Source organism: Rhizobium laguerreae (assembly GCF_019778565.1).
GTDB lineage: Bacteria > Pseudomonadota > Alphaproteobacteria > Rhizobiales > Rhizobiaceae > Rhizobium > Rhizobium laguerreae.
In genome coordinates, this window is record NZ_JAAXQT010000005.1 from 249,612 (window position 1) to 270,172 (window position 20,561).

A 20,561-nucleotide genomic window follows, 5' to 3' on the forward strand; every position below is an offset into this window, starting at 1 on the left:
GAAAATAATCATGGCTGAAGCTCCAGCGAAAAAGCTCACCGTTTCCGCGACGGAAGTGGCGGTCGAGATCGTCAACATGAACAAGTGGTACGGCGATTTCCACGTGCTGCGCGACATCAACCTGAAGGTCATGCGCGGCGAGCGCATCGTCATTGCCGGCCCATCAGGCTCGGGCAAGTCGACGATGATCCGCTGCATCAACCGCCTGGAAGAACATCAGAAAGGCAAAATCGTCGTCGACGGCACCGAGCTCACCAATGATCTGAAGAAGATCGACGAGGTGCGGCGCGAAGTCGGCATGGTGTTCCAGCACTTCAACCTCTTCCCGCATCTGACGATCCTGGAAAACTGCACGCTGGCGCCAATTTGGGTCCGCAAGATGCCGAAGAAGCAGGCCGAAGAAGTGGCCATGCACTTCCTGAAGCGGGTCAAGATCCCGGAGCAGGCCAACAAATATCCGGGCCAGCTTTCCGGCGGCCAGCAGCAGCGCGTGGCGATCGCCCGGTCGCTCTGCATGAACCCGAAGATCATGCTGTTCGACGAGCCGACCTCGGCGCTCGATCCCGAAATGATCAAGGAAGTGCTCGACACCATGGTGGGTCTTGCCGAGGAAGGCATGACCATGCTCTGCGTCACCCATGAAATGGGCTTTGCCCGCCAGGTGGCCAACCGGGTCATCTTCATGGACCAGGGCCAAATCGTCGAACAGAACGAACCGGCCGCCTTCTTCGATAACCCGCAGCACGAACGCACCAAGCTGTTCCTCAGCCAGATCCTGCACTAGATCGAAGCGTCCCTTGAAAAGACCCGCCGCACCTTCCGGTTCGGCGGGTTTTTCACGTTCAGCGGGAGGCTGTCGCCTGCAGCAGACTGCAGAGACCGGCAAGACCGGAATCACCGCCGGAGGCGGAGATATCGGCGCAACGGACGAGCATCTTGCGCTGATCATTGACAGGCCTCGCCTGGAAGGCCTCCAGGGTGCGGATCTGGGACGCGCTGAGGCTGCGCTCAGCCGCGGGTCTGCCGCTGCTGCCTGCCCCATCCACCCTGCCGATGGCGAGGTTGGCATCGATGCCATTACCGCTACCGACCGAGGCCGTGGCGTTGGCATCGAGCCCATCAGAACCGCCGGTGCGTGCATTGAGATCAGCATTGACGCCGCGCTCGCCCCCGATCCTGGCGTTGGCGTCTGCGTCGATACCGTTGCCGCCACCGACACTGGCATTGACATCGGCATCGATGCCACCGCCGGCATTGGCGGTCGCATCGCCATTGACCCCGTTCGAGCCGCCAACGGAAGCATTGACACCGGCGCTGACGGCATTGCCTGCATTCACCGACACACCGACATCCATCGCACGCGCATCGCTTGCCGGCATGGCAAGGAGTGCGCAGGTGGATGCGAGCACTGCAAAGGACAGTCCATGGTTATGGGTCATGTTTTCCTCCGTTTCCATTCCGCCGAACGATCTGCCCGGCAGTCGAAAATCGAGGAACGCGCGTGCCTTCGATCGATCGGACGCCTGCAACTACAGGACGTCCATGGCAAGGCAACGTGAAGAGATGACGAAGGTTTCACAGCATGGCCCGGCAAGTCGGTTTGGCGGCGTGCAATGATGTTTCACGGTTATTGAATTCCGAATCGACCGACCGACTGTGCCTAAAGCGGGCATGTCGGCTGACAGTCGGAGGGGTGTTGAAGTATTCCTTCCGATGGCGCCAGCAATCGTCAGCCGGCGGCGAATAGTCCGATGGCAGCTTTTCCTTATGATCGACCACAGCTGTCGCGGGCATTGGCTTCTCCACCAGCGATTGAACATGCTAAAAATAACTCCCTTTCTGCCTGGATATATCAAGCGGGAAGTCCATGTTTCAGCATGTTCTCATTTGAGGGAACTGGAGGTTTAAAATGGGTATTTTCGACAAGATCAAACATGCAATCTTCGGAGAGGCGAAAGCAGCCGAACCCGTTGCTGCCGGCGCGCCGACGACAGAGCCGGCGCCAGCGCCTGCCGCACCGTCGGCAAACCCCAGTCCGGCCCCTGCGCAGCAGAGCAAGCCAGTCCCCACGGCCACAGGCACAGCCACAGTCGATATCGTCCCGATCCTCGATGCGGCTGCGAAAATGAGCGGTCAGAAACTCGATTGGCGCCGTTCTATTGTAGACCTGATGAAAGCCGTCGGGATGGATGCGAGCCTGACCGAGCGCAAGGAACTTGCCGCTGAACTCGGCTATACTGGCGACACCAACGATTCCGCAAAAATGAACATGTGGCTGCACAAGGCCCTGATGAAGCGGCTTTCGGAAAATGGCGGCAAGGTACCGGCCGATCTCCTGGATTGATCGACGGCGGATGGCTGCCGCCATTTCTAAGACGGCAGCCACCCGGCAAGGTCTTTCGCCGATGCGGAGGGAACAAGGAGTCCCCCTTGCCTGCAGGCGTTGGAACCAATAACGTCGCGCTCGATTACTTCAAAATCGATCGTGGAGAATTAAATCCGATGAGATTGATAGCAGTCGTTGGTGTTGCACTTGGCCTGGGCTGTATATCGGCCGCAGAATCTCCTTCAAACTATCAATCCTACAGCGGCATTCGGGTCGATACTGACCCGGCGCTGCTGGCTCGGTACGATAAAGCGCTTCAGCGGTGCGTGCCGGAGGCAGCCTCATGGCAACGCGGCTCAACGGACCCGCACAGCCTCTATTACAACGCGGCTCTCAGAAGTTGCCTCTATAGGTACAGCTTCGTCGACAGAGGCGTCTACGCCTACCCCATCCCCCAGGTCTACTTCGATCATTTCCTGGATCGCTGAGCCGCGCCCTTCAGAGGCCTGTCAAACAGAAACCCCGCCATTTTGGCGGGGCTGTCTTCAATCGCGATGCTGCGACCTCTGCATAGTTTCTTAAATCGGAAAGACGCGCGTCGTTATAGTCAGCGTTTGCCGCCAGCTGGCGGCCGACCCTTGCCCGCCGGGCGATTGCCGCTTCCGGACGAGGTCTTGGCATCATTGCCCTGACCGAAGTTGGTGCCGCCGAGATGGCCACCACCGCTGGTATTGGCAACCTGGCGCTGCGCTTTGCGCAACAGTGCCTCTGCATTGGTCTTGCTCATGAAATTCTCCTCAATGGCTGGAAAACCCAGCCGGAATGCCGCCGCTGACATCCGCGGTCAAAGACCGAAGGCATATCAGGCAGCGACGATGGTGTTGGGGGAGGCTTGCGTCGATCAAAGACTTGCCTGCGTTCATGACGATTCCCCCTCAACCGGCATGACAATCACCCTCCGGCGGCTGCCGGACGGCGCAGAAATCGATTTTGAAAGGAAAGATCAGCTGGGACGCCAGGGCGCAAACCAAGCTCGACAAGCAATTTCGATAGATGAATCAATATGACGGCAATGTGTTTAAAACAAGTTCCCGGCTTCCTGGCTGGAGAGGCGTTACCGACTGCTTTTGCCGATTCATGGAGGATAATCATCCTGCAGCGCCGGTTGGAACACTTCTTGCAGAGTTACTAATATGTTTATGATGCAAGGACCAAATGTCATGAATCGGTACACATCGCATCAGTTTCCCGCACTGAGGATCCTCATGAGCGGCCAGGAAAAATACAGCGTCGTCAGGACCCTTGGAGATGCAGCCACCATGCTCATTTCCGAATGGCCCGGCGATGATGGCGAGGAGTATGTCGTCGCGGTGAGGACATGCCTCGACGCCATCCGCGGAACCACGCCCCCGGGCGCCGCGCGGGAAGCGCTGATGAGAGCGGCTGATGAAGCCGGCATCCGCTACCTCTCGGTCGTTCACTGAGATCGCTCGATCAGATTCCAGAGAAGAATTTGCGGAAAACGCTCGAGCAGTGCAAATCCGCCGCGACTTTTGCTTCTGCCCAACTCATAGCCTGTCCTGGCGCTTCTCCCGTGACATCAGTTGGCTGGCGAATGCAGCGGAGAGCGCGTCGTCGGCATATTCAAACGTACCCGCTGTTTTCACCTCCACAGCGGCGCGCATCAACGCCCCCAGCGCAGCCCGCGCGAAAGAGCCGCCGACACTCACGCGGCGCACTCCGACGCTCGACAGTTCGGCAACAGAATATTTTCGCCCTTTCAAACCCATGACCACGTTGACCGGCTTGTCCACGGCTGCGCAAACGGTTCTGATTGCCTCGATATCCGGCAATCCGGGTGCGTAAAGCACATCTGCCCCAGCGGCCGAAAATGCTTGCAGCCGCTCGATCGTGTCGTCCAGATCGGGTGTCTCCCACAGATAGTTTTCCGCCCGCGCCGTGAGAAGGAAAGGCAGACCCCGTGCAGCCTCCGCTGCGGCGTGGATGCGCTCGACGGCTTGCGACAGCTCGTAGATCGGGGCAGCAGGATTGCCTGTTGCGTCTTCGATCGATCCGCCGACAAGTCCGGTTTCGCAGGCCAAGCGGATGGTTTCCGCACAGGTTTCCGGCGACGCACCGAAGCCATCTTCAAGGTCAGCAGAGACAGGAAGATCGGCAGCGCCAACGATCTCGGCGGCGTTCTCAAGTACCTCATCCCGCCCAAGGCTCGCGAATGAATCCAACTTGCCTTTGGAAAAGGCGTAGCCCGCGCTGGTGGTCGCGAGCGCCTCGAAGCCAAGGCTTGCGAGAAGGCGAGCCGAACCGGCGTCCCATGGGTTTGGGATGACAAAGGCGCTCTCTCCCTGGTGAAGTGCCTTCAGCCGCTCGAACTTGGCCTTTTGATCCATAAATGCCCCTCACATTTCACTCAGGGCGAGACTAGCATCACGGGAACGAAATGTGAACAGGATGCGCGAACTCGGAGATCCATGCTAAGATTGACGCTGGACGATGTGGCCCGGTGACACAGGCACTCGCCCTCATGAGGCAGCCATTCCTCCGTTCCCCCTTGCATTGAACGTCCAGAAAAAGGGCAGCATATTTGTCACACGGCGGCTTTAACATAGCCGGGGACAACGAACGTGGCAGACGTTTTGATGCGGAAGCGAGAATTGATGGTTGGCGTGGCCGCGGTCGCGCTTGCAGGCATTCATGGAGGGCGGGTGATGGCGGCGTCGAACGAGAATGTGGATGTCGCGGCGCTCGCAGCCCTGAGGCCCGGAATGCCGATGGCGAAGGTCGAGGCAGCGATGGGTTCCACCTGGAAGCCTCCTGCTCCACATAAAGGCGGCAAGATCGATCTGCTCGAGAACAGCCACGGCTTCGTCGCATGGATCGATCGGAACGGACTGATCGGTATGCTCGACTACGACCATCGCTTCCTCCATCCGGTCGGAGAGATCGCCATGGGAATGAAGATCGAAGAGGTACTCGCTGCCATGCCGTCTCTTGAGATCGGAGACGACCTTCCAATGATGCGAGGCGTGCGCATGGGCGTGCGACGGTTTCCCGAGGGCTACACTCTCCGCGTCCGCCTCACCCTCGAGACCGTCAACGAAATCGGCTTCTCCAACCCCGCGGCGGAATATCCGGAACCGACGGAACCATCCTATCCGGCTGCAGCGGGCATGACCGGAGCCCCCTTTGCGGACCCGAATCTCAAGCTCGTTGTGCTGTCTTCGCTTCTCGACGCGAAGCAGATTGATCTCGGCACTCCGGCACAGCTCGCAACTCATGTCCTGGGACGAGCCGTCGATCTCGAGGACGAAGGCTACGAAATCATTCCCGAGGCCCAGGCCTATCTGGAGCGATATCCACTGACCGACGAGCTTCTCGCCGCCGTGGAAGAGATCGAGTTCGACGGCGGAGGAACCGCCTATGAGTTCGCGTGGTATTTCTGGGATGGCGAGGACGATGTCTTCGACGTGAAGGAGCTGACAGGAATCGAGCTTTGCAGGAATCTCAGAAGCTTTTCTGCTATCTCGATGATCGGAAATGTCGACGTGCGCGCCCTTCTGTCATTGCGGAAACTGGAATATCTGAGACTCAACACTGGCATAGACCACATCGAAGCTCTGCTCGACTTGCCGAGGCTGAAAGAAGTGAGAGTTCTCGACAACGGGACTTATGATGAGGTCACGACGGCCGGCACGCCAGCCAGGCGCACCTTCGATACACTGAAGGATCGCGGGGTCCGTGTGTGGGTCCATTGGGCGTCTGCCACGGAGCCCACCCCGCCCGCTTTCGAATGATCCGATCTGAGACAACGAACAGCAGGGTACTCATCCTATCGTTTTCAGAAAATGGACGAATCGAGCGCCGCCATAAGCGCGCGCAGGGACAAACCAAGCCGCGCCACCAACTACTACCAATCTCTTCGGGAATGGATACTTTAAATGGTGGCGACCCCTGCAGGAATCGAACCTGCGACAACCTGCTTAGAAGGCAGGTGCTCTATCCAGCTGAGCTAAGGGGCCGTCCGGCGGTCGCGTTCAGGGAGCGCGACCGGATGCGGCATATCTGGACCAGAAATCTCAATGCGTCCAGGGCTGCGTGCGCGTATAGCGGAAATTGTCCGGATAGGCGACGACCTGGCGGACCGGATCCTTCGGTGCGATCACGCGGTATTCGATGCCGTTGCGCTGGGCGTAGGCTTCGGCGAGTTCCTGCGTTTCGAAGGTGAGCTTCACCTGCTGGCGCATATCGCCCGAGGAAGTGTAGCCCATGATCGGATCGATCTTGCGCGCCGACTCCTGATCGTATTCAAGCACCCAGAGATGGGTGTTGGCCTTGCCGGACTGCATGGCGGTCTTGGCTGGACGATAGATCTTGGCAGACATGACTGCAGCGTCTCCGACTATGCGGGCAAGCGCCCGCCTTTCATGGTCTCAATCTCGTTGCCGGCCCGTTCTCGGGCCTTGGCATCATCGCAGAGAATAATGCCAAGAGATGAATTTTGCTTAGCCGCGAATCCCCGCTTTTTCAAGAAAAAAGGCGGTGTGCGACACGCCTGCCGACTCCGTTCGCATGACGGCCGACACCGCCTCCCCTTCAAATCCGGTGATTGCCGGCGGATTTCGCAATATTTCCGCTTGTCTCACCTTGTGATCATAACCTGATTGCCGCTGCCTTCCCTCGGCACTAGTTTACGGCTCAATCGATTTCAGTGGATTTGCAGCTCATGATGAGACGTTCGGCGGAGTTCAATGCCATTGTGATAGGCGCTAGCATCACGGCGTTCTTCTACGTTGCCATCAGCTACGCCCAATATATCGGCCTGATCGCCCACGGCTAAGGGAGCCTTGTGCTGACGTACAATTGCGCCAGACAGACCGAACTCGTGCGCCCGGCAAGCAGGCTGGGCGACCTATCAAGATTTTTCTGTCTTGCATCCACAGGTCCTGCGAGGAATCTTCGGCCAGAGCTGGATTTATGGGTTGCGACGGCGAAGTGAACCGTGTATCTCCCCTGCCATTCACGGCACGGAGTGTAGCGCAGCCTGGTAGCGCATCTGGTTTGGGACCAGAGGGTCGGGAGTTCGAATCTCTCCACTCCGACCATCGCCTTTCCCACTGAAATTAATATTGAATTTGGTATCGCCGCGATCAATCCGGGAACGGGCTTTGTGAGAGCACTTGCCGCCGTGGGCGCCAATTCCTACACACCGCTTACACTAATGCTGCCCATCGTCTATCCCCTCGTCCCTGATTTCGCGCCAAATAAAAAATGTCAACAAGGGGTTCTTGCGCACGAATTCTCTATTGGCTTTATCCTTGCGAAACTCCCGCCACGACCGCGAAAATAAATAACTCATCAGGCCCGGCAGAAATAGTATGACAAGAAGCGCCCAAAGAATATTGTATGTATATCTTACGAACACATCCATATATTCCACACCCCCACTAAAAATTCCTAGGGCAAACACGCCAAGCAAACAGAGGATGAAACCTACTAGACAGATAATACTTACGCGCTTGGTCACCCTACCCTCCTAAGAAACCCGTGCTCAGCATGCGGGCCATACGCGAGGGCCAACATATCATCGAAGAAATAAGCATCTCCCCATTATAGTAGTGAAATGATGATTCGCTTCATTTGCATATTTCTGGTGGCGTCCCTCCTCGGCTCCTGCGTGTTTTCGTATCCTCGCGCTTGGGTAGGATGCCGCTGACCGGATCGCAGACGACGCGTGCAGCCGAAGATAAGCGCCATGATCGCGGGTTGGAAGAAGCGGCAGACCTGACGGCGGGTTTCCCTTTATCGCAATGCGATCGCAATGCCGACTCCAGTAAGAACTACAGCGACGATGCCAGACCAAGCAGCGACCTTCGCCCACCAAAGCATATTTTTTGCGGTTGCATCATTACGCCGGGCAAGCTCAGCACGAGCCTTCAAAGCTTGTGGGTAATCATTCACCCAAGCCAATTCCGTAAGTTCGGCATCAGTGAGCTTGCGAGCTTGTTCTTCCATTTCCTTCGAAGTGCCAGTTAAAGTCACCATTGGTCCCCCACTACGAATCAACGGTATCATATGGCGAAGAAGAAGAAGGTTCTGCTATCCAACGCAGACGCGATTGCCCGGCTCGATATGATGATTCCGATTCTCTACCGCAACATCGTCAACGCGATCCGGATAGAGGCGACGATGGAAGCGGGCAATGCCCTCATACCGAACCTACCTAACGCCCTTCCGGGCGCCCTTGCTTTCAACGCTATTATGCAGAGCTTGGCCTTTGATCTCGCCATGCACCTCGCGAGACTTTACGACGTGGGAAATAGAAACCGGCATGTCAACAGCCGCGATGTTGCTTCGATTCCGCTGACGATCCGACTACTTCGACAGAAGCGATGCCAGAGGGAACTTAGGGCCCGCGCCCGCAACTGGATTCCCGGTTCACGAAGCTACGCTGACCAATTCGAGCGAGATTGCGCGAACGCGCTTGAGCGCGTGTCAGCAAGCTACTCCGAAACATTCAAAGGACAGTTTGGACGTGGCGGCCTGAAGACGCTAAAGGCATTTCGAGATACTTTCATGGCTCACTCGCTGATGACCGACGTGGACGTGAAGCCGATCTATAATCAACTTTTCCGTCTTACCGATTGCGCGAAGGCTTTCGTTGAAAACGCCCGAATCGCCGTCAGCGGAGACAACTCCAGCTTGGACGAACAAGAGCGGATCTTTCTCGATCAAGGTAATGACTTCTGGCGTATGGCATTGCTCGGCGAGCGCCATGGCGCGTAAGGCATGACACGACTAACGATCATTGGGTATGACAGAAATTAGGTCGTAACAGAGTTACAAAGAGTGTAAATAGTCATTGTTTTCAATGATCTATACGAGTTCGAGCCTCTCCACTCCGACCATTCAATATCCCGATATTTTTGACAGGTGCACCGCGGCACGCGCCGTTACTTCGCCTTCTTCGTCGTCGTGGCGCTGACGATCCTGTCGCCAGGCTTGATTCCCAATTTTGCAACGATGCCGGCGTTTAGTTCGACGACGTATTTCACCGCAACCATCGAATCGATGATGTCGCGCGAATAGGGCACTGCCTTTTCCTTGATGTGGCGGATCGTGCCGGTGTCGTCTGCAAAAAGCATATCGAGCGGCAGGATGGTGTTTTCCATCCACATGGTGACGCGCCGCGGCTGGTCGAAATCGAAGATCATGCCTGCATCATCGGCCATCGTCTTGCGAAACATCAGGCCGCGGGCGCGCTGATCCGGGGTCGAGGCGATTTCGACGGTGAAATGCAGCACCTTGCCCGCAGCGGTCTGGATGAGCAGCGGCTCCTTGTCGAAGCGCATCTCCTCTTGAGCCAAGGCCGGCAGCGCAACCATGAAAAAAAGCGCCAATAAGGCGCTTCTGATGGCATCAAATAGGATTAGGCCGCGCATGTTCAGTGCGACCGGCTTGCCGGGCTCGGAACGTCAGGATGGATCTCTGCCGCCATCAGGCCCTTTTCGCCGTCGCCGAAGCGGACGAGAACTACCTGGCCAGGGCGGAGCTCCGTCAGGCCGAAGCGGCGCAGCGTCTCCATGTGCACGAAGATATCTTCGGTGCCCTCGCCACGCGTCAGGAAGCCGAAGCCCTTGGTGCGGTTGAACCACTTGACCAGCGCACGCTCGAGACCGCTCGTCGCGGTGACCTGCACATGGGTGCGCACCGGTGGCAGCTGCGAGGGATGAATCGCGGTCGACTGGTCCATCGAGAGGATCTTGAAAGCCTGATAGCCGCGCTCGCGGCGCTGGATGAGGGCGACGATGCGCGTTCCCTCGAGGATCGTCTGGTAACCGTCGCGGCGCAGGCAGGTTACGTGCAGGAGAACATCCTGCATGCCGTTGTCGGGCACGATGAAGCCGAAACCCTTGGCCACGTCGAACCACTTGACGACGCCGGTGATTTCAACAAGATCGACCGCCTCTCCTGATAGCTCGTCGAGGTCGGAGTATTCGTTCGATGAAATCCTGTCAGCCATTGTCGCCAGCCCCTCGAATACGCGTCACACTGTTACGGTTAACTGATTCTTGAAATCAAGATTAACATCTTGGTAACGGATAAGCGCAAGTCCTAGTTTTCGGTTATTCCCAGGTGCACATTTTATAAAGATGACTTGCCCGAAGCTGACCTCGGCTCGCCGAAAAAAGCTAGCCCCAATAAAGGAGTAAATAGAATGCGTTATCTTCATACAATGGTGCGCGTCAAAGACCTCGACGCCTCACTCACCTTTTACACTACGCTTTTCGGGCTGGAGGAGATTCGCCGCCACGAAAACGAGAAGGGCCGTTTTACCCTGGTTTTCCTGGCTGCTCGCGACGATCTCGACCGTGCGCGCAGCGAAAAAGCTCCCTGCCTCGAGCTTACCTACAATTGGGACACGGAAGATTATAGCGGAGGTCGCAATTTCGGCCACCTCGCTTATGAGGTCGACGATATTTACGCCACCTGCCAAAATCTGATGGACAACGGCATCACCATCAACCGGCCGCCGCGCGACGGGAACATGGCCTTCGTGCGCTCGCCCGACGGCATCTCGATCGAAATCCTGCAGAAGGGCAGCCCGCTTCCGGCCACTGAGCCCTGGGCTTCGATGGGCAATACCGGCGCCTGGTAAGGTTTTTCGCCGCAAGGCTTTTGCGAGGCTTGCGGCTTTTTCGATTTCGGGTCCGGCCGGCGCCTCGGCGCTTGCCGCGATCCCACGCCGCAGGCAATCTCCTGACGACTCGAAGCGGAAGAGAAGCGTTTTCGCATCCACTGGAGACTGTCGCTTGCGTAAGATGCAGATGCGGATGCCCGTGACGGGCGCTTTGCTGATCGCCACCTCGGTGCTGGCGCTGTCCGGCTGTGCGTCGGACAAGAAGGCACTCGATTCCGCGGCGGTGGTTCCGGCTGTGCCGGCCGCAGCACCGCAACTGGCCACGGCAGCGCCTGCAAACCCTGCCCCACGTTCGGTCTATACCGACCCCCGGCTCGTCAACGTCTCCGGCGTCCAGGGCGCGTCTCAGGTCGTGGCACAAGATCCGAATGCAGCCGTCCCGCCCGCCGGCTCGGCAACGGCGGCGCCTGCCAATATTGGCGGGCTCGTCCTGCAATCGACCCGGATCAACGCGCAGGCGATGAGCATCTTTTCCGATCACCAGCCGGCGCCGCAGAACAACAGCACGTCCACCGTCATTCAGCCGCAGGCCTATGTACCGGTGGAAGGCGCAACACCTGCGCGAAGCAGCGTCTACAGCCAGCCGCCCGTGCCCCAACAACCGGCGGAGCCGGTGCTGCCGCAGCAATCCTCGCAGAATAGCAGCACGCAGCTTGCACCCGTGCAGACAGCGTCGTTCGCGACGGGCAGCATTCCGACCTCAACGATGAACGCGCTCTACAGCGCGCCGAAGCAGAACCTGCTCGGCAGCCTCTCTGGCCTGCTGCACAAGGCGGCCCTGCCCGGCATGACGCGCATCGCGCCGAACGGGCTGCATCTCCAGAACGACAAGGTCGAGGTCGGCTGCTTCAAGCCCGACCTCTTGAAAGTGATCAAGATGGTCGAAAGTCATTTCGGCCGGCCTGTTATCGTCACCTCCGGCTATCGCGACGAAGAACACAACCGCCTCGTCGGCGGCGCTGACGAATCGATGCACAAGAGCTGCGAGGCGGCCGACATCCAGATCGACGGTGTGACGAAATGGGATATCGCCGCCTATATCCGCTCCTTGCCGAACCGCGGCGGCGTCGGCACCTACTGCCACACGGATTCGGTTCACCTCGATACCGGCAAAACCCGTGACTGGAACTGGGGCTGCGGCGGCAAGCGCACACCGATAGCGACGGCAAGAGCGATCTGACGGCCGCGCGATTTCCGTATTACGTTACGGCAGCACCGCCTCGTCTCGTTAAAGAAACAAGCGGCAGCCTATTGATTCAGCTTCAATAATCAGCTTCTCGAACACACTCGGATTTCCTGTCATTTTTTTGAAAGAAAACCGCAATTCCGCTTGCGGGATTCAAAACGCCTGACTATAAGGGCGCCACCACGAAGGAAGCGCCCTTCGTCTATCGGTTAGGACACCAGATTTTCATTCTGGGAAGAGGGGTTCGACTCCCCTAGGGCGTACCACTTTCTCTCGATATAGAAGCCAACAGTTCCGCTTGCAGAAGCCGGCGCACGCTCCTATTTTAACGAAGCTGCCTGCGCCCTTCGTCTATCGGTTAGGACGACAGATTCTCATTCTGTAAAGAGGGGTTCGACTCCCCTAGGGCGTACCATCAGGTTTGCGCAATCGCCTCTAACCAGCCCGCTGGCTTATCTTCCCGCTCCGTCACCTCACGATACAATGTTTTCCACAGCCGAAATAAATCGGCGAAAACGATGATTTTTTCGCGCCTTGGCGCTTGCGGCCTTCGAAGGTGCTGACTATAAGGGCGCCACCACGAAGGAAGCGCCCTTCGTCTATCGGTTAGGACACCAGATTTTCATTCTGGGAAGAGGGGTTCGACTCCCCTAGGGCGTACCACTTTCTCTCCCTTGACACTTTCCACCGTCAGCGCTCGCGTGCTGCCATTTCATTTCGCCGGCGCAGCATCGCATACGCGCAGCTGGATACGGCGTGTGCCCTGGTAATGGTCGGCACCGAGCGAACCGGCGACATGCAGGCTGGCGCCGCGTGAATTGACCAGAAGATTGCCGAGCGGCGTATCGGCGGCGCGGAAGGCGATGCCGTCGAGTCGCGATCCGTCCATGGCCTCCAGCGTCACCTTCACATGTTTCTCACCGACCAGGCGGGCGTCTCGCACCCTATGCGCCGGCACGGCAAAAAGCGGCTGTGCGTGGCCGGAGCCGTAGGGGCCGGCGGCCTCCAGGCGATCGATGAGTTCGAGGGTAGCGCCGCTTGCGCCGATTGCGCCGTCGATCTTCAGCGTCTCGTTGGCGACGAGGCCGGCTACCGTCCTTGCCGCCTTCTCGGTGAAGAAGGTCCTCAGCCGGCCGAGGTCGGCACGCTCGACCGTCAGACCCGCGGCCATGGCGTGGCCGCCGCCTTTGACGAGCAGACCCTCGTCGACCGCAGCCCGGACCATCCTGCCCATGTCGAAGCCGTTGATCGAGCGGCCCGAGCCGGTGCCGCGGCCGGACGGATCGAAGGCGATCGCGAAAGCGGGCCGTTTGAACTTTTCCTTCAGCCGCGCCGCAATCAGCCCGACGATACCGGGATGCCATTTCTCATGGGCGGTAACGATAACGGAGGCGCCCTCGCCGTCGCCATATTCGGCAAGCGCCTCGGCTTCGGCCTCCTGCAGCATGATCGCCTCCATCGCCTGGCGCTCGCGATTGAGCTCGTCCAGGCGCTGCGCGATCACATCCGCCTCGCCGGCGTCGTCGAGCGTCAGCAGCCGGCTTCCGAGTGCCGCGTCGCCGATCCGCCCACCGGCATTGATGCGCGGGCCGATCAGGAAGCCGAAATGATAGGGCGTCACCGGGCCGGCGAGCCCCGCCTTGCGGAGGAGTGCTGCCAATCCAGCATTGCTCTGGTGGCGGGCAGCGACTAGCCCCTTCACCACATAGGCGCGGTTGAGGCCCTTCAGCGGCACGACATCGCAGACCGTCGCAAGGGCCACGATATCCAGCCATTGCAGCAGGTCGAGCGCCAGGATGCGCTTATTGCCGGCCGCACGGAGCAGCCGGAGCGTCGCGACCAGCACCATGAAGACGACGCCGGCCGCGCAAAGATGCCCCTGCCCCGAAAGGTCGTCCTCGCGGTTCGGGTTGACCAGCGCATGGCAGGGCGGCAGCTCATGTGTCACCTGGTGGTGATCGATGACGACGACATCGATAGCGCGCGCGGCAGCAGCGGCCAGCGCCTCGTGGCTAGTGGAGCCGCAATCCACGGTGACGATCAGCTGGGCACCGTTGTCGATCAACTGATTGATCGCCGCCGGATTGGGACCGTAACCTTCGAAGACTCGGTCGGGGATATAGATGGTCGCCCTGACGCCGAAATGGCTGAGAAAGCGGAACATCAGTGCCGAGGAGGCTGCGCCGTCGACGTCGTAGTCGCCGAAGATCGCGACGCTCTCCCCGCGCTCGATCGCGCGCAGGAGGCGGGTCGCGGCCTTTTCGCAATCGGTCAGCCTATGAGGATCGGGCATCAGGCTGCGGATCGTCGGATCGAGGAATTCGATCGCCTCGTCTACCGTCACGCCGCGCCCGGCAAGCACCCGGGCGATCAGATCCGGCAGTCCGTGGATCTGCGACATGGCCAGCGCGCGGTTCTGCCCTGCTTGGTCGAGCCGCGCCACCCAGCGATTGTCGAGCGCGGATTTCTCCACGCCGAGAAATGCGCGCTGTACGGGGTCGACGAGATCTGCCATGCCACACTCCGCTGACTTCATCTGCTCTTTCTACAGGAGCAGCGGAGATAACATAGCGATGGATTTGCAGACACGGATTTTTACCAGAATACTGCCCAGACGATCAGGGCGATGCCGCCTAGTTGCACCAGGATGACGGAGAAGAGGGTAAGAAGAATAGCCCAGTTACGGCCTTCCGGGCTTTCGTCGTCGTCATAGGCCTCATTGGGGGCCTCGTCGGAGGGGTGGTCACGAACCGCATCACGGTTCGTCTCGGGAACGTCCTCAAACACACCAGGATGATCGGGAGGTTCCTCTTCCGGGCGACCATACCCCTTCCCGGCATGGCTGTCCTTGTTCACGAAATTCTCCAAAGCCGGCGACTCCCTCTCCCGGCTTATTTATATCAATGTTTCGGTATCTGTTAATATAAGTTTTCGTGAGAGCGGCTAAACAGACAATAAAAAGACCCGCCCTGCGTGCACAGAGCGGGTCCGCCATCCTGAATTGTGGCTTAAAAAAAGGTCAGCCTTCCTCTTTCGGCCGCTCGATACGAATCACCTGCGGTTCGCCGAAGAGGTAACCTTCCGACTTGATCGAGGCGACTGCCTTGCGCACCGACTCTTCCATCGTCGCATGGGTGACGAGAATGATCGTCTGGTGGTGCGATGGCGCCAGATGCTGCTTGGAGCGCTGGACGATCGATTCCAGCGAGATGTTGTTTTCGGCCATGCGGGTTGCGACGCTGGCAAAGACGCCGGTGCGGTCGAGCACGGTCAGGCGGATGAAATAGCCGCCCTCGTGGCTCTGCATCTGCGCCTTGCGGTAGGGTTCAAGCGTCGCCGCGGGATGGCCGAGCACCGGCACGCGCTGGGCGCCCGGCTGGCTCTTGGCGATATCGGCGATATCGCCAAGCACCGACGAGGCCGTGGCATTGCCGCCGGCGCCAGGGCCGACCATCAGCAGTTCGCCGAGCACGTCGGATTCGATCGCCACTGCATTGGTGACGCCGTCGACCTGGGCGATGACCGAATCGACCGGCACCATTGTGGGATGGACGCGCTGCTCAATGCCGGTATCGGTGCGCTGGGCAACGCCCAAGAGCTTGATGCGATAACCGAGTTCGGCTGCAGCGTGGATATCCTCGATCGAGATGTTGGTGATGCCTTCGAGATAGATGTCGTCGGCCGCGATCTGATTGCCGAAGGCGAGCGTGGTCAGGATGGAAAGCTTGTGGGCCGTGTCGTTGCCCTCGATATCGAAGGCCGGATCGGCCTCGGCATAACCCAGCCGCTGCGCCTCCTTCAGGCATTCGGCGAATGAAAGCCCCTCCTTCTCCATCTTGGTCAGGATATAATTGCAGGTGCCGTTCATGATGCCATAGATGCGCGAGACGGAATTGCCCGTCAGCGATTCACGAAGCGCCTTGATGACCGGGATGCCGCCTGCGACCGCCGCCTCGAAGTTCAGTAGCGACCCCTTCTCCTCGGCGATCGTCGCAAGCTCGACGCCGTGATAGGCAAGCAGCGCCTTGTTGGCTGTCACCACATGGAGACCACGCTGGAGTGCGGTGCGCACGGAGATGTTGGCCGCCCCTTCGGCGCCGCCCATCAGCTCGACGAAGACGTCGATTTCGCCCTTTTCGGCAAGCTCCTCCGGCCGGTCGAACCAGGTAACAGCGGAAAGATCGATGCCGCGGTCCCTTGCCCTGTCACGCGCGGAGACCGCCGTGATGGTGATCGGACGCCCGCAGGTGACGGCAAGCTCGTTGCTTTTCTGCTGAATGATGCGGACAAGCGAGGCGCCAACGGTGCCCAAGCCCGCAATGCCGATTTTGAGGGCATCTGCCATGGATCGATCCTGAAATGTCTGTGTGGCGGCAGCCGCATGACGCGGCTGCCCAACGGTTGGATTAGCGGTGTGCGTTCAGCGAGATGACATTGTGCATCGTCTCGTCTGCCGTCGACATGAACTTCTTGATGTTGCGCGCAGCCTGGCGGATGCGGTGTTCGTTTTCGACAAGCGCCAGACGGACGTAGTCGTCGCCCATTTCGCCGAAGCCGATGCCCGGGGCAACGGCGACGTCGGCCTTCTCGACCAGCAGCTTGGAGAATTCCAGCGAACCGAGATGACGGAACTTTTCCGGGATCTTCGCCCAGGCGAACATCGTCGCAGCTGGCGGCGGCACGTCGAACCCGGCCTTGCCGAAGCTTTCGACCATGACGTCGCGGCGACGTTTATAGACGTTGCGGACTTCCGCAATGTCGGAGCCGTCGCCGTTCAGCGCATGCGTCGCCGCCACCTGGATCGGCGTGAAGGCGCCGTAGTCGAGATAGGACTTGACGCGGGTGAGTGCCGCGATCAGCCGCTCGTTGCCGACGGCAAAGCCCATGCGCCAGCCGGGCATGGAAAAGGTCTTCGACATCGAGGTGAACTCGACGGTCACGTCCATTGCACCCGGCACTTCGAGAACCGACGGCGGCGGGGAGCCGTCGAAGTAGATTTCCGAATAGGCAAGGTCGGAGAGCACGATGATGTCGTGCTTCTTGGCGAAGGCGATGACGTCCTTGTAGAAATCGAGCGTCGCGACAAAAGCCGTCGGGTTCGAGGGATAGTTGAGGATCAGCGCCAAGGGCTTCGGGATCGAATGCCGGACGGCACGTTCGAGCGGTTCGAAGAAGCTCGCATCCGGCTCCACCGACATGGAACGGATCACGCCGCCCGCCATCAGGAAGCCGAAGGCGTGGATCGGATAGGTAGGGTTCGGGCAGAGGATCACGTCGCCAGGCGCGGTGATTGCCTGCGCCATGTTGGCGAAGCCTTCCTTGGAGCCCAAGGTGGCGACCACCTGGGTATCCGGGTTGAGCTTGACGCCGAAACGGCGGGCATAATAGGCGGCCTGGGCGCGGCGCAGGCCCGGAATGCCCTTGGAAGAGGAATAGCGATGCGTGCGCGGATCCTGCACGACCTCACACAGCTTGTCGACGATCGACTGGGGAGTGGGAAGGTCGGGGTTTCCCATGCCGAGATCGATGATATCGGCGCCGCCCGCTCGCGCGCTTGCCTTCAAACGGTTGACCTGTTCGAAAACATAAGGCGGCAAACGCCGGACTTTGTGAAACTCTTCCATCTCATTCCCCATGGAAAGGCGGCATTTCGGGCCGCAGTCGAAGTTCGTTCCGTCTCCCGGCGGCTGCGACACGAACTTCAGAATCGCAACGCCGTATTCATCAGACCCAAGCGACGCGGCGAATCTTTGACGGAAAGGCCGCGTAACGCGCTTTATCGGGAAAATTGTATCTTCCGATCCTTGCCGAAGGCTTTGCGTCCAAATTGCCTGAAAGGCAAGGTCTATTTGGAGATTTCAGACAGCGTATCGGTGCCGTGCTCGGCGGCGAGACGCCGCATTTCCGCGACCTTGGCCTGATATTCGGCTTCCGAAAGCGCGCCCGCCTTGCGCCGGGCGGCAAGTGCCGTCAGCTGATGCTGCAGGTCAGCCGCCTGCTCGTCGCTCATCTGCACATTGGCGGCGGTCAGCGGCGCGCCGAAATTCGGATAGCCGTCCGGGTATTTTGCCAGGCCACCCTCGGCCGCCTCGCCCTTGGTGGCCGGCATGACGACGGCGGTCGGCGCCGCTCGTTTGGCGGCGGCGGCGGCTTTTTGTTCCGCCGTCAGATTGCATCCGGCAAGAGCCATCGCCGCCGCGGCGCAGATCAGTGCGGTGCGGTTAAAGGTTGCGATGTGCCGAATGCCGTTCTTCGTCATGCCTCAAAAATCCAGTTTTGACTGCTTCGACTGTTAAATTTGTCGCAGCCACAAAGCAATAGCATGAGCCGATGCGGCTGGAACTTGTTTTCTCGTTCGATCACGATGTACAACGAATGGATAAAAAGAGTGGTGCTGCCGCCGGAGGAAATGGTGACCGACAGCAAGCAGGAGAATGGCGGCAAGGCCGGCTTCGACGCGACCGATCTCGATCCCTATCTTTTGAAGGATCCTGAGGCCATGGCGATGAATTTCGCCCGCGCGCTCGAAAATCTCGGACAAGCAGCGTCTGCCTGGCTTGCGCCGCGCGAACGCGGCGAGATCAGCGAAAGCGCCGCCGATCCGATGACCGACATGGTCAAGACGCTTTCCAAGGTCACCGAATACTGGATTTCCGATCCACGCCGCACCTTCGAGGCACAGACGCAGCTGATGTCCTCGTTCTTCGGCATCTGGATGCGCTCGATGCAGCGCATGCAAGGCACGCGCGGCATGCAGGGCGATCCCACGCCTCCCGAGCCGGACACCCGCAAGGACAAGCGCTTTTCGGACGAGGACTGGGAGAAGAACCCGTTCTTCGATTTTCTCCGCCAGGTCTATTTCGTCACGACCGACTGGGTAGAAAAGATGGTGTCGGAGACCGAGGGCCTCGACGAGCACACCAAACACAAGGCCGGCTTCTACGTGAAGCAGATTACGGCAGCGCTTTCGCCGACCAACTTCATTGTCACCAATCCGCAGCTCTATCGCGAGACGATCGCGACCAGCGGCGCCAATCTGGTGCGCGGGATGAAGATGCTGGCCGAGGATATCGCTGCCGGACACGGCGACCTTCGCCTTCGCCAGACCGACATGACGAAATTCGCCGTCGGCCGCGATATGGCGCTGACGCCAGGCAAGGTGATCGCCCAGAACGACATCTGCCAGATCATCCAGTACGAGGCTTCGACCGAAACGGTGCTGAAGCGGCCGCTTCTGATCTGCCCGCCCTGGATCAACAAGTTCTATATTCTCGACCTCAACCCGCAAAAATCCTTCATCAAATGGTGCGTCGACCAGGGGCAGACGGTCTTCGTCATTTCCTGGGTCAACCCGGATGCGCGCCACGCCGACAAGGACTGGGCGGCCTATGCCCGCGAGGGCATCGATTTCGCGCTGGCAACGGTCGAGAAGGCCACCGGCGAGAAGGACGTCAACGCCGTCGGCTACTGCGTCGGCGGCACGCTGCTTGCGGCAACACTGGCGCTGCATGCCAAGGAGAAGAACAAGCGTATCAAGACCGCGACACTCTTCACCACCCAGGTCGACTTCACCCATGCCGGCGACCTCAAAGTCTTCGTCGACGAGGAGCAGCTTGAAGCGCTCGAAGAGCATATGCAGGCGGCCGGCTATCTCGATGGCACGAAGATGTCGATGGCCTTCAACATGTTGCGCGCCTCCGAGCTGATCTGGCCTTATTTCGTCAACAACTACCTCAAGGGCCAGGATCCCCTGCCCTTCGACCTGTTGTTCTGGAATGCCGATTCGACCCGCATGGCGGCGGCAAACCATGCTTTCTACCTGCGCAATTGCTATCTCAAGAACGCGCTGACGCAGAACGAGATGATCCTCGACGGCAAGACCGTGTCGCTGAAGGACGTGAAGATCCCGATCTACAATCTCGCCACCCGCGAGGATCACATCGCACCTGCCAAGTCCGTCTTCCTCGGCAGCCGGTTCTTCGGCGGCAAGGTGGAATTCGTCGTGACCGGCTCCGGACACATCGCCGGCGTCGTTAATCCGCCCGACAGGAAGAAGTATCAATTCTGGACGGGCGGCCCCGCCAAGGGAGACTACGAGACCTGGCTCGAGCACGCGACGGAGACCCCGGGATCATGGTGGCCGCATTGGCAGGCCTGGATCGAGACGCATGACGGCAGGCGCGTGCCGGCCCGCAAACCTGGCGGCGATGCATTGAACGCGATCGAGGAAGCGCCGGGAAGTTATGTGATGGAGCGCGCCTGAGAAGGCCCAACACATCTCTTTTGAGACGTCGAGAGACAGAGCGACGCCGCGTAAACAAATTAGAAACCAT

At 59.3% G+C, this 20,561-nt stretch carries 23 protein-coding genes and 5 tRNA genes; 14 read left to right on the plus strand and 14 right to left on the minus strand.

Annotation, left to right across the window (positions count from 1 at the left end; all coding sequences use genetic code 11):
- The first annotated feature begins 10 nt into the window (after positions 1-10).
- Positions 11-784: an amino acid ABC transporter ATP-binding protein gene (locus HFO71_RS17645; protein ID WP_011651798.1), complete on the plus strand. Its 774-nt coding sequence runs from the start codon at positions 11-13 to the stop codon at positions 782-784.
- 58 nt (positions 785-842) lie between these two features.
- Here the strand turns inward: HFO71_RS17645 and HFO71_RS17650 are convergent, their stop codons facing one another.
- Positions 843-1,439: a hypothetical protein gene (locus HFO71_RS17650; RefSeq protein ID WP_131642268.1), complete on the minus strand. Its 597-nt coding sequence runs from the start codon at positions 1,437-1,439 to the stop codon at positions 843-845.
- 470 nt (positions 1,440-1,909) lie between these two features.
- Here HFO71_RS17650 and HFO71_RS17655 point away from each other — a divergent pair, with 470 nt between their 5' ends.
- Both HFO71_RS17655 and HFO71_RS17660 read left to right on the plus strand, forming a co-directional pair.
- Positions 1,910-2,344 carry a DUF3597 domain-containing protein gene (locus HFO71_RS17655; protein WP_168258333.1) on the plus strand — a complete coding sequence of 145 codons (435 nt, stop codon included), beginning with the start codon at positions 1,910-1,912 and terminating at the stop codon, positions 2,342-2,344.
- 158 nt (positions 2,345-2,502) lie between these two features.
- On the plus strand, positions 2,503-2,814 hold the full coding sequence (locus HFO71_RS17660; protein WP_168258421.1) for a hypothetical protein: 312 nt from the start codon (positions 2,503-2,505) through the stop codon (positions 2,812-2,814).
- Positions 2,815-2,933: 119 nt separating this feature from the next.
- On the opposite strand, the gene HFO71_RS17665 is transcribed toward HFO71_RS17660, so the two are convergent.
- Positions 2,934-3,113 carry a hypothetical protein gene (locus HFO71_RS17665; RefSeq protein WP_003559012.1) on the minus strand — a complete coding sequence of 60 codons (180 nt, stop codon included), beginning with the start codon at positions 3,111-3,113 and terminating at the stop codon, positions 2,934-2,936.
- Positions 3,114-3,126: 13 nt separating this feature from the next.
- On the opposite strand from HFO71_RS17665, the gene HFO71_RS17670 reads away from it, so the two are divergent.
- On the plus strand, positions 3,127-3,393 hold the full coding sequence (locus HFO71_RS17670) for a hypothetical protein (protein WP_168256470.1): 267 nt from the start codon (positions 3,127-3,129) through the stop codon (positions 3,391-3,393).
- A 126-nt stretch (positions 3,394-3,519) separates the two neighbouring features.
- A complete protein-coding gene (locus HFO71_RS17675; protein WP_011651794.1) occupies positions 3,520-3,810 on the plus strand; it encodes a DUF982 domain-containing protein in 291 nt (96 codons plus the stop codon).
- Positions 3,811-3,894: 84 nt separating this feature from the next.
- On the opposite strand, the gene HFO71_RS17680 is transcribed toward HFO71_RS17675, so the two are convergent.
- On the minus strand, positions 3,895-4,734 hold the full coding sequence (locus tag HFO71_RS17680) for an isocitrate lyase/PEP mutase family protein (protein WP_168258332.1): 840 nt from the start codon (positions 4,732-4,734) through the stop codon (positions 3,895-3,897).
- 234 nt (positions 4,735-4,968) lie between these two features.
- Here HFO71_RS17680 and HFO71_RS17685 point away from each other — a divergent pair, with 234 nt between their 5' ends.
- Complete coding sequence (locus tag HFO71_RS17685) at positions 4,969-6,138, plus strand: DUF7256 domain-containing protein (protein WP_312886431.1); 1,170 nt, start codon at positions 4,969-4,971, stop codon at positions 6,136-6,138.
- A 148-nt stretch (positions 6,139-6,286) separates the two neighbouring features.
- Here HFO71_RS17685 and HFO71_RS17690 read toward each other — a convergent pair.
- Both HFO71_RS17690 and HFO71_RS17695 read right to left on the minus strand, forming a co-directional pair.
- Positions 6,287-6,363 (minus strand) — tRNA-Arg (locus HFO71_RS17690).
- 57 nt (positions 6,364-6,420) lie between these two features.
- Positions 6,421-6,726 (minus strand): ETC complex I subunit, encoded by a 306-nt coding sequence (locus HFO71_RS17695; protein ID WP_131642223.1) that lies wholly within the window; start codon positions 6,724-6,726, stop codon positions 6,421-6,423.
- Between the two features lie 643 nt (positions 6,727-7,369).
- Between HFO71_RS17695 and HFO71_RS17700 the strand changes: the two genes are divergently transcribed.
- A tRNA-Pro gene (locus HFO71_RS17700) sits at positions 7,370-7,446 on the plus strand.
- A gap of 113 nt (positions 7,447-7,559) precedes the next feature.
- Here the strand turns inward: HFO71_RS17700 and HFO71_RS17705 are convergent.
- A complete protein-coding gene (locus HFO71_RS17705; protein ID WP_168256471.1) occupies positions 7,560-7,868 on the minus strand; it encodes a hypothetical protein in 309 nt (102 codons plus the stop codon).
- 275 nt (positions 7,869-8,143) lie between these two features.
- The gene (locus tag HFO71_RS17710) at positions 8,144-8,386 is read right to left on the minus strand and encodes a hypothetical protein (RefSeq protein WP_168258331.1); all 243 of its coding nucleotides are present in this window, start codon (positions 8,384-8,386) and stop codon (positions 8,144-8,146) included.
- A 30-nt stretch (positions 8,387-8,416) separates the two neighbouring features.
- On the opposite strand from HFO71_RS17710, the gene HFO71_RS17715 reads away from it, so the two are divergent.
- Positions 8,417-9,127, plus strand: a complete 711-nt coding sequence (locus HFO71_RS17715) for an AbiU2 domain-containing protein (protein ID WP_168258330.1) — start codon at positions 8,417-8,419, stop codon at positions 9,125-9,127.
- 167 nt (positions 9,128-9,294) lie between these two features.
- On the opposite strand, the gene HFO71_RS17720 is transcribed toward HFO71_RS17715, so the two are convergent.
- A complete protein-coding gene (locus HFO71_RS17720; protein WP_025394382.1) occupies positions 9,295-9,783 on the minus strand; it encodes a DUF192 domain-containing protein in 489 nt (162 codons plus the stop codon).
- Between the two features lie 2 nt (positions 9,784-9,785).
- Positions 9,786-10,364, minus strand: a complete 579-nt coding sequence (locus HFO71_RS17725; RefSeq protein WP_017960248.1) for a cold-shock protein — start codon at positions 10,362-10,364, stop codon at positions 9,786-9,788.
- A gap of 195 nt (positions 10,365-10,559) precedes the next feature.
- Between HFO71_RS17725 and gloA the strand changes: the two genes are divergently transcribed.
- The 5 genes from gloA (at position 10,560) to HFO71_RS17750 (ending at position 12,891) form a co-directional block, all read left to right on the plus strand.
- Positions 10,560-11,000: a lactoylglutathione lyase gene (gene gloA / locus HFO71_RS17730; protein WP_025394381.1), complete on the plus strand. Its 441-nt coding sequence runs from the start codon at positions 10,560-10,562 to the stop codon at positions 10,998-11,000.
- 163 nt (positions 11,001-11,163) lie between these two features.
- Positions 11,164-12,222: a YcbK family protein gene (locus HFO71_RS17735; RefSeq protein ID WP_376766901.1), complete on the plus strand. Its 1,059-nt coding sequence runs from the start codon at positions 11,164-11,166 to the stop codon at positions 12,220-12,222.
- A 197-nt stretch (positions 12,223-12,419) separates the two neighbouring features.
- A tRNA-Glu gene (locus HFO71_RS17740) sits at positions 12,420-12,494 on the plus strand.
- Positions 12,495-12,568: 74 nt separating this feature from the next.
- Positions 12,569-12,643: transfer RNA gene (locus HFO71_RS17745), tRNA-Glu, on the plus strand.
- A gap of 173 nt (positions 12,644-12,816) precedes the next feature.
- Positions 12,817-12,891, plus strand: a tRNA-Glu gene (locus HFO71_RS17750).
- Positions 12,892-12,940: 49 nt separating this feature from the next.
- Here the strand turns inward: HFO71_RS17750 and recJ are convergent.
- From recJ to HFO71_RS17775, 5 genes are all read right to left on the minus strand, one after another.
- Positions 12,941-14,743 (minus strand): single-stranded-DNA-specific exonuclease RecJ, encoded by a 1,803-nt coding sequence (gene recJ / locus HFO71_RS17755; protein WP_168258328.1) that lies wholly within the window; start codon positions 14,741-14,743, stop codon positions 12,941-12,943.
- 80 nt (positions 14,744-14,823) lie between these two features.
- Positions 14,824-15,084 carry a hypothetical protein gene (locus HFO71_RS17760; RefSeq protein ID WP_077981133.1) on the minus strand — a complete coding sequence of 87 codons (261 nt, stop codon included), beginning with the start codon at positions 15,082-15,084 and terminating at the stop codon, positions 14,824-14,826.
- 163 nt (positions 15,085-15,247) lie between these two features.
- Positions 15,248-16,573, minus strand: a complete 1,326-nt coding sequence (locus tag HFO71_RS17765; RefSeq protein ID WP_077981134.1) for a homoserine dehydrogenase — start codon at positions 16,571-16,573, stop codon at positions 15,248-15,250.
- A 61-nt stretch (positions 16,574-16,634) separates the two neighbouring features.
- The gene (locus HFO71_RS17770; protein WP_027684874.1) at positions 16,635-17,852 is read right to left on the minus strand and encodes an LL-diaminopimelate aminotransferase; all 1,218 of its coding nucleotides are present in this window, start codon (positions 17,850-17,852) and stop codon (positions 16,635-16,637) included.
- 221 nt (positions 17,853-18,073) lie between these two features.
- Complete coding sequence (locus tag HFO71_RS17775; protein ID WP_077981135.1) at positions 18,074-18,487, minus strand: SHOCT domain-containing protein; 414 nt, start codon at positions 18,485-18,487, stop codon at positions 18,074-18,076.
- Positions 18,488-18,637: 150 nt separating this feature from the next.
- Between HFO71_RS17775 and HFO71_RS17780 the strand changes: the two genes are divergently transcribed.
- Complete coding sequence (locus HFO71_RS17780) at positions 18,638-20,491, plus strand: PHA/PHB synthase family protein (RefSeq protein ID WP_221969195.1); 1,854 nt, start codon at positions 18,638-18,640, stop codon at positions 20,489-20,491.
- Positions 20,492-20,561 lie beyond the last annotated feature (70 nt).